Here is a 15894-nt window from a genome sequence, read left to right on the forward strand (position 1 = left end):
CACTCGGATGTCTGTCCGAGGACTCAATAAAGTCAAAAGAGAACTTGGTTTTGTATTAATGGCACTTAATATAAGAAAAGTAGTAGCTCAACGAGCTGAAAATAATCAAAAAATTTATAAAAAAGACAATTTCTATATTATTTCAATAGAAATTGTCTTTTTTTCACTTATCCAAGAACTTTATGTCCCGGACTCTTCTCTCACTAATTATGAAGTTATTAATCGTGGATTATATTCAGCTTAAAATTAATACTAATTTTTCGTCATTTAGGCTTTAATCAAATGATAAATTTTTTGATCCAACATATGCACTTATAACTGCTCCTGCAGTCATCGCGATTGTACTAAACAATTGATCACTTTGTGTTGTTGCTTCTTTATCTTTATCTGCAAGATTATTCATATGATTAACAAATAATTCCATTACAGATTTATGGATATTAGCCTGTGTAAACTTATAAACAGACCAAGGTAACGTCGGTTCATATTCTTGTAGTGCAATAATAGCTTCATTTGAATCCAAGATGCGTCTAAATTCAAATCTAGCATTGCCACCATTATTAGATAATGCTAAATTACCACCTATGATTTTATAAACAATCATATCTTTTGAAGAATCTTGCATGTCACGTTCCATTTTTAAAATAAATTGATTAGTAAATGGCAAACTAATATTAAATTCATTTTTATTTATAGTTCCATTAATTAAATGTAACGTAATATTATTTATAAACTTCGCATATGTTTTTGAGACATCTTCCATTGAATAATTTTCTGGGATTCTAAAGCGTGATATTGCTCTAACATCTTTAATTTGTTCTTTACTATTAGAACTAGACGATTTTTTTGATTTGTTTTGATTTTCATTTTCTTCATCTAGCGCTTGTTGCACACTTTCTTCATACGTCATCTCTCCAATAGAAATATCAGGATGCGTGCGCTCTGGTTGCGGAATCATATCATGAACTAAACTATTCATAAGTGGGTATACCATTTGTTTAGGTATTTGTGAAATGAGTTGTACCCAATATCTACTTACCCAAATAGGTATAATTGGTAAATCAACGATTCGCAAACGCTTATTTAGCATTACTGCTGTACGTTGTATTAATTCTTTATAATTCATAATTTCAGGTCCTGTAATGTCAAAAACCTCATTATGTTGTGATGTTCGCTCTACTAGTAATGCCAGTTTATTAATTACATCATTAATTGAAACTGGTGCTATCATATTGTATGCCCAACTAGGTAATACCATACCAGGCAATCGTTCAACTAAACGTTTTAAAATAGGATAAGAACTTCCCTTAGCCCCAATAATTAATCCAGCTCTTAATGTACTTACAGGTATACCATAAGAACCTAGAATTTTTTCACATTCCAAACGACTACGTAAATAAGCAGATAGTTTATCTTCATTTGGAATTAAACCACTCATAAATACAATATGTTTAACGCCTTGTTTCTTTGCAGCTTTCGCAAAATTATCTGCTAATAAAGCATCCATATCTTCAAAGTTTGCTTGCGTTAACTTGGCGTTTGGCATCATAGAATGGACAAGGTAAATTGCAGTATCTACCCCTTCCATTACTTCTGTTATCTCATCTAAATCAAATAAATCAGCAGCTTTCCAAGTAACATTCTCTTCATTTTCTTTGTTACTAGTATTCCTTGAAATTGCTATAATATCATGATGCATTTTTAATTGATCTTTTAAATGTCCACCAATATAACCAGATGCACCTGTTAATAAGATTTTACTAATGATTTCACCCCTAATTATTAAATAGTCGAATAATCTTGATTTAATGAATATATCCATTTAAATAGCCTTTTATTAAAAAAGTGAAACATTACATATCGTCATTATTTTTACTTATAAATTATAAATGTAAATACAAAAAGGGAGTCGGACTGAATTCTTCTCAAATTCGTTGTCCAACTCCCAACTTGCTTTGCTTGTAGAATTTCTTTATGAAATTTTCTTTGTAGGGGGCCTGCCCTCAAGGATGACTAGAACTGAGAAAATTTTGATTTAAGCGTCTTGTCTATTCAGTCAGCTACAATAAATTGCAAAATAGGATTATTATATTATTTATGTCCCATGTGTTTTCAATAATATATTTATTAAACTAAAGTTTTAACTACTTCTTGGCATCGTGGACATAAGTGTTCTAATTCACCTACTGAACCTAATTCTTCAGTATAGTTCCAACATCTTTCACATTTTTCACCCACTGCATGATCAATTCTAATATCACCATGTTGATAAGCCTCTGCATTGTCTACAGAATCTGAAACTTCAACTTGTGAAACAATGAATAGTTGTTGTAAATCTTCAAATTGTTGTAAGAACTCTGCAGCTTTAAAGTTGTCGTTATTACCAATTACAACTTTAGCTTCAAGAGACTTACCAATAACTTTATTATTACGTGCAACTTCTAACGCACGGTTTACATCATCACGTAATGCCATGAATTGATTCCATTTGTCAAGCAATGCTTGATCAACTTCAACTACCTTAGGCATGTCAGCTAAATGAACACTTTCTTCTTTTACATGTGGTGTGTGTGTCCAAACTTCTTCAGCTGTGTGAACTAAAATAGGTGCTAATAATTTAGTCATATCAACTAAGATTTGGTATAGAACAGTTTGCATACTACGACGTTTATGCGCATTTTTCTCTTCAATATAAAGAATATCTTTACCGTAATCTAAGTAGAAATTACTCAATTCAACATTAATAAAGTTTTGTACTTCTTGATAAATATTTAAATAATCAAAGTTATCATAATGTTCAATTGTGCTAGCAGTAAACTCACGTAAACGATTTAGTAAATAACGATCGACTTCAAGTAATTCTGTTTCAGGAATTGCATCAGTATCAGGATTAAAATCGTTAATATTACCAAGCATAAATCTTAAAGTATTTCTAATTTTACGATATACATCAGAAGTTTGTTTTAAGATTTCATCCGAAATACGAACGTCTGCTAAATAATCAGTACTGCTTACCCATAAACGTGCAATGTCAGCACCTTTTTGTTTTACAACTTGGTCAGGAACAATAACATTACCTAGTGATTTACTCATTTTCTTACCTTCACCGTCCATTACAAAGCCGTGTGATAATAAGAATTTATAAGGCGCTTGACCTCTAGTTGCTACAGCAGTTGTAATTGAAGAATTAAACCAACCACGATATTGGTCACTACCTTCAAAGTATAGATCAGCTGGGAAACTTAATTCTGGACGATTTTCTAATACACCACGATGTGATGAACCAGAGTCAAACCAAACATCCATAATGTCCATTTCTTTTGTAAAGGTACCATTTGGACTACCAGGGTGTGTAAAGCCTTCAGGTAATAAGTCTTTTGCTTCTCTTTCAAACCAAATATTTGAACCATACTCTTCAAACAAATCAGCTACGTGATTAACTGTTTCTTTCGTCATAATGATATCACCATTCTCGGCATAGAATACAGGTAATGGAACTCCCCAAACACGTTGACGAGAAATAACCCATTCTCCACGATCACGGATCATATTGTAAATACGTGTTTTACCCCAATCCACTTTGAAATCTGTTTCTTCAATAGCATCTAAAATATCTTGTCTTACTTTATTAATAGAGGCAAACCATTGTGGTGTAGCACGGAAGATAACTGGTTTCTTAGTACGCCAATCATGAGGGTAACTATGTGTAATAAAGTTTAGTTTTAATAAAGCGTCTTTTTCAGTTAATAAATCAGTAACTGCTTTGTTAGCTTTATCATAAAACATACCTTCAAATTGTCCACCTTCTTCAGTAAACACACCTTTATCATCTAAAGGACTAATAACTGGTAAATCATATTTTTGACCAACGATATAGTCATCTTCACCATGACCAGGAGCGGTATGAACACAACCTGTACCAGCATCAGTTGTAACATGATTACCATTAATTACAAGTGAGATTCTATCTAAGAAAGGATGTTGTGCTTCAACATACTCTAACTCTTTACCTATAAATTCTTTTTCTAATTGAATGGCATCTTTATCCCATTCTAAAGCTTCTGCTACATCTTCAGATAATGCTTGTGCGATAATATATTTCTTGCCATTCACATTATATTGACCATATTTTAAATCAGGATGAACTGTAATCGCTACGTTAGATGGAATAGTCCATGGAGTAGTTGTCCAAATAATGAATTGAGCATCCTCATCTACTACACCTTTATTATCTTTCACGTCAAATGCTACATAGATAGATGCTGAACGCTTATCATGATATTCAATTTCAGCTTCAGCTAAAGATGATTCACTTGACGGTGACCAATAAACTGGTTTCTTACCTTTATAAATTAATCCTTTATCCGCCATCTCACCAAACAAACGAATTTGAGCAGCTTCATATTCAGGTTTAAGCGTGATATAAGGATCATTAAAGTCTCCTCGTACACCAAGACGTTTGAAATCTTTCTTTTGTAATTCGATTTGTTCTAACGCAAATTCCTTACATTTTTCTCTAAATTCAGCAATTGACATTTTTTTGCGATCTACGCCCTTTTTAGTCAAAGCTTGTTCAATTGGTAAGCCATGTGTATCCCAACCTGGAACGTATGGTGCGTAAAAACCTTGCATCGTTTTATAACGTACAATAATATCCTTAATAATTTTGTTTAACGCATGCCCCATATGCAAATTACCATTAGCATACGGTGGTCCATCATGTAAGATGTAAGATTGGTTACCTTTATTTTTTTCTAATGCTTTTTGGTATTGATTGTTAGCTTCCCATTGTTCTTGGATTTGTGGTTCTTTATTTGGCAATCCACCACGCATAGGAAAGTCAGTCTTTGGCATTAATAAAGTATCTTTATAGTTCATAATTGATTTCACTCCTTAAATGTAAAAAGAACTCTAAGTTCAATTAAAAAGGGACGGATTTACCGCGGTACCACCCTTGTTAACTCAACTTAGAGTTCTCTCATATATAATATTACTTTGTAAAAATCAGTGATATAAGAGATAGACTTTTATTAGGCTTTCACCAACCCTAATTCGCTGTAAAAAGTTTATTATCTCCTACTTGTCTGACTCATTTTATAACAATTATTTATTTGATGTTGATTCGCTTTGACTCACGCTTGATTGTGAAGTAACGTTCTCACTTGTACTTAGTGAATCTGTTGTACTGTTATTACTTTCGCTTGCAAGCACACTTTCAGATTGTTGAGATTGAGCGCTAAGTTGCTCTTCAGGTGTAATATCTTGGCTATTTAAATGTTGGAAATTTTCTTGTGTGACTTTTTCTGCATCGATATCATAATTTAATAAATAATCCCAATCATCATTTTTAAGTAAATCTAATTGAGCTTCAACTAGCATGCGGAAACGTGATCTGAATATTTTAGATTGACGTTTCATATCTTCAGTTTGGAATGATAAATGACGTGCTTTTTCGATAGCGTCATTAACAATTAAATCTGCTTGTGCTTGAGCTTTACTGATAACAGCTTCAGCTTCTTTATTAGCAGCCAATTTAATCTCTTCTCCAGCTTGTTGAGCTTGAACAAGGGCATCACTTACTGATTGATGAACTTGTTGATAAGACTTAATATTAGTATCTCTCTCTTCAATTACTTTTTCAAGCTGTTTTTTTTCTTCTTTTAAACGTTCAATTTCATTACTTAATTGATTTAAATAATCACTTACTTCAGCTGGTTCTAAACCATTTTTCACTTTTGTAAATTCTTTATTTTTAATTTCACTAGGTGTAAAAGGCATCCTACATCCTCCTTAAATCAACATTAAATTGACTTATATTTATTACTTAAATAGCGTTCGATAATTTATGTGTATTTTGTCTTTTTTAGTCCTACCACCTATATCAATGATTTGAGCTCTTCCAAATCCTTGAATAGATAATAAATCATTAGTTTTAACTTGAAAATCTGGTGAATCAATAATTGTGTGATTAACTTTCACGCGCTTCTTTTCAATTAATTGTTTCGCTATTGTTCGAGATTTATGAATCATTTCTTTTAAAACGACGTCTAATCTCAATGCACTTACAGTACTACCTTGAATTTTCCAATTCTCTACTGATTGTATCATATCTTTAAATGGAATAGAATTAAGTTTAACTGTAGCACCTTTTATCTTTGTTAATTCCAACATAATATACGATTCTAATTGCTTTGTCAAAACAAATTGAATACTGTCACCGACAATAATATCACCAACTTGTTCCCTCTCTATTCCTAATGACATAAGTGTTCCTAGGACATTTTGATGTTGTATATTAACAAACTTCTCTGGATAGTTGATTTGAATTAATACTTCTTCAAAGTCAGCTTCCCCAGGTTCAAAATAATTAGGAGCAATGATACCTCTTTTTCTCTCTGCGTTATCTCCACCAAAAAAAGTCACTTCCATATCTTCATAACTGCCTGTTATGACTTCAAGTATATATTGTCCTCTCGGATCGAGAAAGTTTGTCAAAATTGGCGCATACTGCTGTTCAACTTGATCACACTTATCTATTAATTGATCTATTAACCCTTGCTCTTCGTCTCTAAAATGCTGATAAATATCGATTATCTTACACCTCTCTGATTCTAAATTAAATGATAAAAGAGGTTGAAACAACCTCATGTATTGTCTCAGCCTCTTAAAAGCCATATATTATTACATTAAATGAACTATTACCATATTAAAGATACTTCTTAACCCAGCTTGGAATAATACAAGTACAAACAAAGCTACAAGTGAAGAAATATCAATCATTCCTATTGGTGGAATAATCTTTCTAAATGGTTCTAAAAATGGTTCATATAATTTACCTAGTATTTCACCGAACTTAGATTCTCTAATATTAGGTACCCAAGATGTAAAGAAATAAATAATCATTCCAAAGTAATATATTTGAACTAGAAAAATTATAAAATCAAAAATGGTAGCTAGTAAACCTACATCCATATAACGTTCTCCTTATTCGTAGTGTTGCGATTCCATTTGTTCAATATGATCTGTAATACTTCCCGCAACTTCTACATTATCAGGTGTACAAAGGAATATGTCAGTACCTACACGTTGAATATCTCCACCAATTGCATAAACTGTTCCACTTAAAAAATCAATAATGCGTTTAGCTGAAATTTTATCAATACGTTGTAAATTCACTAAAGTAGCACGGCGGTTTTTTAATTCATCCGCGATATCTTGTGTATCTGAAAATACTCGTGGTTCGAATAAGCACATTTTTGAACTTTCATAACCACTATAACTTTGCGACGTTTGATTCATTGTAACAACATTTTTGCCGTTTGACTTTGATTGCGGTTGATTCATACGCACATTCCTTTCTTCTGAGTTATAATTTCTTGTTGATTTCTTTTGTGGTACTGTTTTCAATTTACTTTGATTACTATATAAACGTTCTGATTGTTGCGGTTGATTCTGTTGAACATTGTTTGTTTCATTTTCTTCATTCTGAACTACACGACGTTGTCGCTCTTCAGGGCTTTCAACTTCTTCTTCATCATCCATTAGAAAAAAATTATTAAATAAATCTTTAATAGCCACGGGGCTCACTCCTATTCTCCTACAAGTTTAGTCCCAATTCTTATAAATGAAGCACCTTCTTCTACAGCAATTGCATAATCATTACTCATTCCCATAGATAAATAGTCACACGGTGCATAATCTAAATTAAGGTTTTTGATTTCATCTCGTTTTACTCGTAATTGTTTAAATAACTGTCGAATATATGTAGTGTCTTCTGTATAAGGTGCCATTGTCATTAATCCGACAATTTTTATTTTATCATATTGTTCAATTTGTTCTATAAAGTGATTAACTTCATTCAAAGCAATACCATGTTTAGATTCTTCTCCTGAGACATTGACTTGTATGAAGCAGGCAATCTCATGATCCGCTCTTTTATTAATTTCCTTAGCTAAACTAAGTCTATCTAGTGCATGTAGGTAATCAATTTCGTTTATGACTTCTTTTACTTTTCTAGATTGTAAAGAACCTATAAAGTGCATAGTAACATCGTTAGGCAAAGCAGATTTCTTCTCTAAAAAGCCTTCTAATCTATTTTCACCAAAATGTCTAAGTCCAGCATCATAAGCTTCTTTAGCACGGTCTATTGTAACATATTTTGTTACTGCAATCACGTTTGGCAAGGTAGACGCTTCACTATTTTTAAAGTGTGATTGTATTTCACTTTCAATATTTCTTAAATTTTGTTTTACATCCATTTTCTACTCAACCTCTTCACCATTTGTTAAGTTTAGTTATCACTAATAAACACATATGTATTTAAATATTTATTATTTATATAACTAATCTAATGAGATTATTTTTGGCCTATAAAAGCCAACATTCTACCTGTTTGACCTTTTTCAACTCGATATGAAAAGAAAAGTGATAAATCCTCTGATGTAGCATAATCAGTTATATATATATTGTCGAATGGTACACCATAATGATTAAGTAATAGAGCATTAGCACGTTTTAAATCAATACCATGTCGATTCTCTCCACGAGTTTCAATATAATCTTTTACATTAATCGGTAATGTTTCAAACTTTGCTTTAATATCATCATTAATTTCATATGTAGTTGATGTAGATGGTCCAATTACAATCTTTAGATCATTATAATCAAAATCAATTTGCTTTAACATTTCACTAACAATTTGACCATATGTACCTCGCCAGCCAGCATGTGCTAATCCTACATAGTGATGTTTTTCACTATAGAAATAAACTGGTACACAATCAGCGTAGCACATCGTTAATAACGTATCAGGTTCATATGTATAAATCCCATCAATACCATACATATCATCTGTTAATGTATCGATGTTAGTTCCACGATGACTTTGCGAAATTTCCATTACTCGATTTTCATGAGTTTGAATTGGAAACACCCATTGTGCTCTTTCAAACCCAATCGCGTCCGCCAACATTTCTTGGTGTTTAGTAATATTTTCAGGATTATCATCCACATATCTTGCCATATTGAATGATGATTCCGGATATAGACTATAGCCACCTTCTCTTGTAGTGAATCCTAATTTGACATACTTCAAGTCTTGAGATTCATATTTCAAGTGATGGGGATACTTTACAAATTTCTCTGACACGAGATCAAACCACCTTAATTAAAAGTTTTATTTTTGTCGATTTCTAAAAAGCTTACTCTAAAATTGAATATAGATATATTATATAACAATCTTCACTTTACTTGAAAGTAAATAAAAAGGGAGCGAACATGAATCCACAAGTGAATTCGCCGTTCTACTCCCAATTAGGAATGATTAAGACGATAAATACACTTAACCATACAACGAAATATAGACAAAACTTATTTTAAATTAACGTCTAGTTCTTCTAGAACGTCTTTCTTCTCTATTTCTGATAAAGCTAGGAATATCGTCATCTTTAGTAGTATGATTTCTTTCTGATACACTTTCAGAAGAACGAGAGCTTGATGAGCTTTGAGAGAATGATTCTTCTCTAGGCGTACTTGCTTGTGTTGAAGTGCTTGAAGTTACACTTGTTCCGAAACCAGTACTTGAAGCTTTACGTCCTTGTGAAGTTGGTTTATCTTCAAAACCAGTAGCAATTACAGTTACTACAATTTCATCTTGTAGTTCAGGATTGATAACTGTACCAAAGATCATATTTACATCTTCATCTGCAGCATCTTGCACGATGTCAGCCGCTTCTTGAGCTTCAAATAATGATAGTGATTCCCCACCAGTGATGTTCATTAACACACCTTGAGCGCCAACGATTGAAGTTTCAAGTAATGGTGATGAAATTGCTTTTTTAGCTGCTTCAACTGCTCTGTTCTCTCCAGAAGAGACACCAATACCCATTAAAGCAGAACCTTGGTTAGACATAATTGTTTTAACGTCAGCAAAGTCTAAGTTTACTTCACCTGATACAGCGATTAAGTCAGAGATACCTTGAACACCTTGACGTAATACATTATCTGCTTCTTTAAATGCTTCCATCATTGGAGTTGATTTATCAACGATATCTAATAAGCGATCGTTAGGGATAACAATTAATGTATCAACTGCTGCTTTCATAGATTCAACACCAGCTGCCGCTTGAGTTGAACGTTTACGTCCTTCAAAACCGAATGGACGTGTTACTACACCAACAGTTAATGCTCCCATTTCTTTAGCAATCTTAGCTACTACTGGTGCAGCACCTGTACCAGTACCGCCACCCATACCAGCAGTTACAAATACCATATCTGCACCTTGGATTGCATCTTCAATTTGTTCACGTGACTCTTCAGCTGCTTTTTTACCAATTTCTGGATTTGCACCAGCACCAAGTCCGCGTGTTAATTTCTCACCAATTTGGATTTTAGATTCTGCTTTAGATAAGTTTAAAGCTTGTCCGTCTGTATTAATTGCAATAAATTCTACATTGTTCATGCCATGGTCGATCATACGGTTAACAGCGTTGTTACCACCGCCACCTACACCTATGACTTTTAATGTCGCTAAATGATTAAATCCTTGTTCAAATTCTAACATTTATATTTCCTCCTAGTCTTTTTGGCCCATCATTCAAATAGAGATTTCATAAGTTTTTTAAATTTGCCCTCTTCTTTTTGAGGTTGCTCTTGATCATCATAATGTTCTGTCGTATCGTGATGACTTTCATTGCTATCATACTTATCGTAGTCGTCTACTTTATCAGTTCTTTCATGTGGTTCGTTGTAGTCTTCTTCATAAGTATCTTCATTTTTATTTGACTTACGTTTAAACCAGTCAAATCCACCTGGTTTAGAAGTATGTTCTCTCTCGTTATCTTCAATAACTTCTTCTTCAAACTCATCATTATCTTGATAACTCATTGTAACATAATCGAGCAACTCATCAAAAGTGATGCTACTAGATATAGTAGAAATAGCTGATGTGAATTCTGGCTTTCTGATACCCATTTGTGACGGTGTATGAACTCTAATCTTTTCATTTACCATCGTATTAAGTAATTCTTTAACTCCTAATAAGTTTGAAGAACCGCCAGTTACAATGAAACCACCGTTCACTCTAGTTAACCCTAACTCAACTAATACATCAAACACCTCATCAAAGATATCTTGCATTGTTCTCTCAATTACAGCACTTAAATCTTTTTGAGTATATTCAACTAATTCATCACTGTCTACTTGATCTACACTAAATACATCTTGATCTGATGCAGAATTAGCATAAGCATGACCATATTGATGTTTAATCTTTTCAGCCGTTTCATATGTAGTATTTAGTTCTTCAGCAATATCATCAGTAATATCGCGACCTGCTAATTCAATTGAATCAGCGTCTACTAATTCTCCACGCTCATAAAAGGCAATTTGAGTTAAATCTTCACCAATATCTATTACACATGCTCCTAATTCTTTTTCAGTAGCTGTAAGAATTGAACCATAATTATAAGCATCTGAATAAACATCTAAAACATCTACGCCACATGATTCTACACATTTAATCATGTTGATTAAGATAGATTTATGAATTGCAATAACTCCTGCTTCAACTCTTAATGAGTGTCTAGCAATCAATTCTTTAGGGTCTGATACTTCATTATCCCCATCCACAATAAAACGAATAGGGAATACATCAATTACATCAGTATCCGCTACATCATTTTTTTGACGAATACCTTCTAACACTTCTTCAATGTGTGTGCCGTTTATTTCAGTATCTTCATAAAAATCAATTTCATTTACTTCATCATATACTTCAGTACCTATGATAGGTAATTTTAAGAAAACTTCTTTAATGTCTACACCTGATGCGATAGAAGCTTTTTTAATTGTATCTTTAACTGCTTGTTTAGCAATGTCGAAATCATCAATTAATCCGTTCTTGATACCGCTAGTGTAGGTTTGTCCTGTACCTATCACATTTATTCCATTGTGAAATTTTTCGCCTACTATTGTTTTTACACTTGATGAACCAATATCTATGCTTACATAGTAATGTTCCTCCATAGATAGGCACCTCCTGACAAATTACTATTAAAATACACTATGTTTAGTTTACAATACGTCGTAAGGCTTGTGAACTATAAACACATATTAATATCGAAATTTTTTAATTATTTGAATCTGATTGTTCGTTAATTTTATTTAAAGCGCTTTGTAACTCATCTTTTGCATCAGTTTCTTGTTGTGATTTTTGACGAACATTTTGATCAGATTTTGAATCTCCACTACTGTTTTCATTATACGGTATAAATGATGCACCTACAGATAAATCTATATAACCTTGGGTTTTCAAGTTACCAGAGTCGTCTTTTGATAAAGATTGTGACATTTGAGGATAATATTTAATTTTATTAGCAATCGTTTTAATGTTACCAACTATTTGCATATCATCTTGCATATATAAAAGAATTCGATTTTGAGTATTTTGCTTAGGTGCGTACTTAATCTCTGAAATCATATCTCTAATGTCTGGAGACATCTTAGATAAAGATTTAATCATGTTGCTTTTTTCTTCACCTTTAAATCCTTCTAAAATAGGTCCACTTCCAGCAATATTACCATCAAAGTTTTTCAATTCTTGATTTCCTTCTATAATTGGCACATATTTATCCTTTTCTTTAACAACACCTACAACTTGATTTTCAGTTATTTGCACTTTTAACGTATTCGGTAATTGCTTTTTAATTTTTACGTCTTTTATTAAATCATTCTTCTTCAGATTTTGAACACCTTTACGTTTACTATAGGTATACATTCTTGAATTATCTTTCACATCCAAAGCTTTTTCAACTTGACTGTTACTCACATTGTTATTTCCACTAATTTTAATATTAGAAATTCTACTTAGTGGTGTAAACATGTAGAGTAAAAATAAAATTATTAATAATACTAAAAATGTAATGATAACGTACTGAATTCTTTTTTGACGCTTCCTTCGCTGAATTCTTAATTGTTCTTTTCTCTCTTGTGGTGATAAATGATCAAATTGTGTACTCTTGGCATGTTTTTTTCTTTTACGATTGTCATTGAACTCTTTAACTCTATCTTTAATAGATAGCTTATATATGTTTTCACTAGAATTAGTGGAGAGTCTGTGACTATCATTCGTTTTAGTACTTTCAACGCTTTGAGCATTTTCACCAGATGTTTCGTTAGATTGTTCAATTGCTTCATTTTGTTCCAATTGTTCGGATTCATTTGATTGATTATTAAAGTTATCTTCATCTATTGATTGATTTTGATCTTGTTGTTTAGAGGTCTCATTAGGCTTATTAATTTTATACAATTGAGCGTCATCTGTGGAAACTTTATTCTTATCCTTATGATTAGCATCATGATTTGAAAGGTGTTCTTCATTGTTTAATTCTCGATTTCTTTTTTCAATAAGACTTTGAATCGAGCTCACTTTATTATCTTTACGTCGTTTATCTTTCACTTGATTTCACAACCTTTAATAAGATGGTAAGTGGGCACGGAAACTTTCTATAAATCTTTCTCCACGTTCTTCAAATGTTTTATATTGATCCCAACTTGCACATGCAGGTGATAGTAAGACAACGTCATTCGGTTCGACTACATCTTGTACCTTTTTAACAGCGTCTTCAATATCTGTAGCTTTCACCACTAACTTACCTTGACTATTGCCAAGCTTAGCAAATTTTTCTTGAGTTTGACCAAAAACAACCATGACACGTACATTCTTCATATAAGGTATTAATTCATCGAAATCATTACCACGATCTAAACCACCACATAACCAAACGGTTGGTTGTTTGAATGAATTTAATGCAAATTGTGTAGCAAGTGTGTTTGTAGCTTTAGAATCATTGTAATACTTGTTAGTGCGATTTGTACCTATATATTGTAATCTGTGATCTATACCAGAAAATGTCGTTAAACTATCTATAATTGCTTTTATTGGAACACCAGCTAAGATTGAAGCTAACACTGCAGCTAGAATATTTTCTAGATTATGTTCTCCAGGTAATACTAAATCATCTATATTAATGATTCTTATTCCTTTGTAAACAATAAACCCATCTTTAATATAAATACCGTCTACTTCCTGTTGAGTAGAGAAATACAATGTTTTAGCTTTCAAATTTTCAGACTCAATTAGATGTCTTTGATGATAATTACATATTAGGTAATCATTTTCTGTTTGATTTTTGTAAATCTGTTTCTTTGCGTTTTGATAGTTTTCAAGCGTTTCGTGATAATCTAGATGAGCAGAATATATATTTGTGATAATCGCAATATGCGGACGATATTGCTCTACACCTAATAATTGGAATGAAGATAATTCAGTTATTAGATATTCATTAGGTGATGTTTCTTGTGCTACTTTAGATGCTACATAGCCTATATTGCCAGATAGTCTACCAGTCAATCTACTTTTCTTAAACATATCGCCAATTAAAGAAGTCGTAGTTGTTTTACCATTAGTTCCAGTTACAGCTATAATCGGTGCTTCTGATATTAAATAACTTAATTCTACTTCAGTTAATATTTTTAAATGTCGCTGATATGCTTCTTGAATTATAGAGACTGTATAAGGTATACCAGGATTTTTTACTATAATTGGCTCATTATCTAATAGTGATAAAGGATGTCCACCATCAACTATTTTAACTCCTAGCGCCTCTAAATCCTTGGCATGAGGATCTTGTGACAAGTCTTTACCATCATTTACAGTCACATTGGCACCTAATTTGATTAATAACTTAGCTGCTTCATATCCGCTTTTGGCTAGTCCTACTACAAGAACATCTTTATTTTCTAATCCTGTATAATTGAGCATGCTAATGCACTCCTATCCATAATCCGATTAATCCTGAAATTAAACCTGCTGTCCAGAACACTGTCACTACTTTCCATTCTCCCCAACCACTTAATTCAAAGTGATGATGAATCGGGCTCATCTTAAAGATACGTTTTTTTGTAAGTTTATATGAAGCAACTTGTAACATAACTGAAGCAGTTTCAATTACAAATACTAGCCCAATTAGTAACAATGATAATTCTTGATTTAGCATAATTGAAATCGTTGCGAAAATTCCACCTAAAGCTAAACTACCAGTGTCTCCCATAAATACCTTTGCGGGATTGAGGTTATACGGTAGAAATCCTAATAATGCAAAAATCATTATAATACAAAATGCTCCAATTGCTGGTGAATCTAAAACAAAGCTCATAATGGCATACATTGTAAAACCAATGATTGATAATCCTGTTGCTAAACCATCTAAACCATCTGTTAAATTCACAGCATTTGAGAACCCAACTTGCCAAAAAACAATAAAAATCACATATGCAAAAGATAATGGAATACTAATATTTGTAAAAGGTATGTTTAGATTAGTTGAAAATTCTACAAGATGGAAAACATCACTTAGTAAAAAGAATACTACTGCAATTGCAATTTGTGCTAAAAATTTCTGCTTACTTGTTAAACCTTGGTTGTTTTTCTTAACTACGATGATGTAATCATCAATAAAACCTATTAAACCAAAACCAATTGTCACAAATAATAATAAAATGATTGGATTTGAATTATCTACAAAGAAAATTGCAATAATTGAGGTAATGATAATGCTAATTAGAAAAGTCAAACCACCCATTGTCGGTGTGCCTGTTTTTTTCATATGGCTTTGTGGACCTTCTTCACGAATGCTTTGTCCAAATTTCATTCGCTTAAGCGTTGGAATTAAAATAGGTACTAAGATAAAAGTAATTAATAGTGCGATAACCGCAAGTATAAAAAGCATAATTGTCTCCTTTATATATTTAATTTTTTGTTTTGTCTTCTGAGTTTATTAATTGATAATATCTCGTTCATTTTATCAATATTTTAAAGTAAATTCATTTAAAATT

The 15894-nt window shown here is 32.2% G+C and carries 13 protein-coding genes and 1 pseudogene; 1 reads left to right on the top strand and 13 read right to left on the bottom strand.

What is annotated here, in order from left to right; genetic code table 11:
* Positions 1–197: pseudogene (locus tag BDW31_RS01580) on the top strand (IS5/IS1182 family transposase); the annotation flags it as partial.
* 77 nt (positions 198–274) lie between these two features.
* Here BDW31_RS01580 and BDW31_RS01585 read toward each other — a convergent pair.
* The 13 genes from BDW31_RS01585 to mraY form a co-directional block, all read right to left on the bottom strand.
* On the bottom strand, positions 275–1765 hold the full coding sequence (locus BDW31_RS01585; protein WP_181414817.1) for an NAD(P)H-binding protein: 1491 nt from the start codon (positions 1763–1765) through the stop codon (positions 275–277).
* Positions 1766–2127: 362 nt separating this feature from the next.
* Positions 2128–4878: an isoleucine--tRNA ligase gene (ileS, locus tag BDW31_RS01590; protein WP_053024660.1), complete on the bottom strand. Its 2751-nt coding sequence runs from the start codon at positions 4876–4878 to the stop codon at positions 2128–2130.
* Between the two features lie 225 nt (positions 4879–5103).
* The gene (locus BDW31_RS01595) at positions 5104–5778 is read right to left on the bottom strand and encodes a DivIVA domain-containing protein (protein ID WP_053024659.1); all 675 of its coding nucleotides are present in this window, start codon (positions 5776–5778) and stop codon (positions 5104–5106) included.
* Between the two features lie 42 nt (positions 5779–5820).
* Positions 5821–6648: a YlmH family RNA-binding protein gene (locus BDW31_RS01600; protein ID WP_110709007.1), complete on the bottom strand. Its 828-nt coding sequence runs from the start codon at positions 6646–6648 to the stop codon at positions 5821–5823.
* 33 nt (positions 6649–6681) lie between these two features.
* Positions 6682–6972 carry a YggT family protein gene (locus tag BDW31_RS01605; RefSeq protein ID WP_037552372.1) on the bottom strand — a complete coding sequence of 97 codons (291 nt, stop codon included), beginning with the start codon at positions 6970–6972 and terminating at the stop codon, positions 6682–6684.
* Between the two features lie 12 nt (positions 6973–6984).
* Complete coding sequence (locus BDW31_RS01610) at positions 6985–7578, bottom strand: cell division protein SepF (RefSeq protein ID WP_037552373.1); 594 nt, start codon at positions 7576–7578, stop codon at positions 6985–6987.
* A gap of 11 nt (positions 7579–7589) precedes the next feature.
* Positions 7590–8258 carry a YggS family pyridoxal phosphate-dependent enzyme gene (locus tag BDW31_RS01615; protein ID WP_037536278.1) on the bottom strand — a complete coding sequence of 223 codons (669 nt, stop codon included), beginning with the start codon at positions 8256–8258 and terminating at the stop codon, positions 7590–7592.
* A gap of 98 nt (positions 8259–8356) precedes the next feature.
* A complete protein-coding gene (pgeF, locus tag BDW31_RS01620) occupies positions 8357–9148 on the bottom strand; it encodes a peptidoglycan editing factor PgeF (RefSeq protein ID WP_053024658.1) in 792 nt (263 codons plus the stop codon).
* 231 nt (positions 9149–9379) lie between these two features.
* Complete coding sequence (ftsZ, locus tag BDW31_RS01625; RefSeq protein WP_037552375.1) at positions 9380–10561, bottom strand: cell division protein FtsZ; 1182 nt, start codon at positions 10559–10561, stop codon at positions 9380–9382.
* Positions 10562–10590: 29 nt separating this feature from the next.
* Entirely contained in the window at positions 10591–12024 is a 1434-nt protein-coding gene (ftsA, locus tag BDW31_RS01630) for a cell division protein FtsA (RefSeq protein ID WP_053024657.1), read from the bottom strand.
* A 103-nt stretch (positions 12025–12127) separates the two neighbouring features.
* A complete protein-coding gene (locus BDW31_RS01635; protein ID WP_053024656.1) occupies positions 12128–13456 on the bottom strand; it encodes a cell division protein FtsQ/DivIB in 1329 nt (442 codons plus the stop codon).
* 15 nt (positions 13457–13471) lie between these two features.
* Positions 13472–14821, bottom strand: a complete 1350-nt coding sequence (gene murD / locus BDW31_RS01640; RefSeq protein ID WP_037552379.1) for a UDP-N-acetylmuramoyl-L-alanine--D-glutamate ligase — start codon at positions 14819–14821, stop codon at positions 13472–13474.
* 1 nt (position 14822) lies between these two features.
* Positions 14823–15788, bottom strand: coding sequence for a phospho-N-acetylmuramoyl-pentapeptide-transferase (gene mraY / locus BDW31_RS01645; RefSeq protein WP_011276018.1), 966 nt, complete (start codon positions 15786–15788; stop codon positions 14823–14825).
* Positions 15789–15894: the final 106 nt, after the last annotated feature.

This window comes from Staphylococcus sp. AtHG25, from assembly GCF_003217445.1.
Classification (GTDB): Bacteria; Bacillota; Bacilli; order Staphylococcales; family Staphylococcaceae; genus Staphylococcus; species Staphylococcus haemolyticus.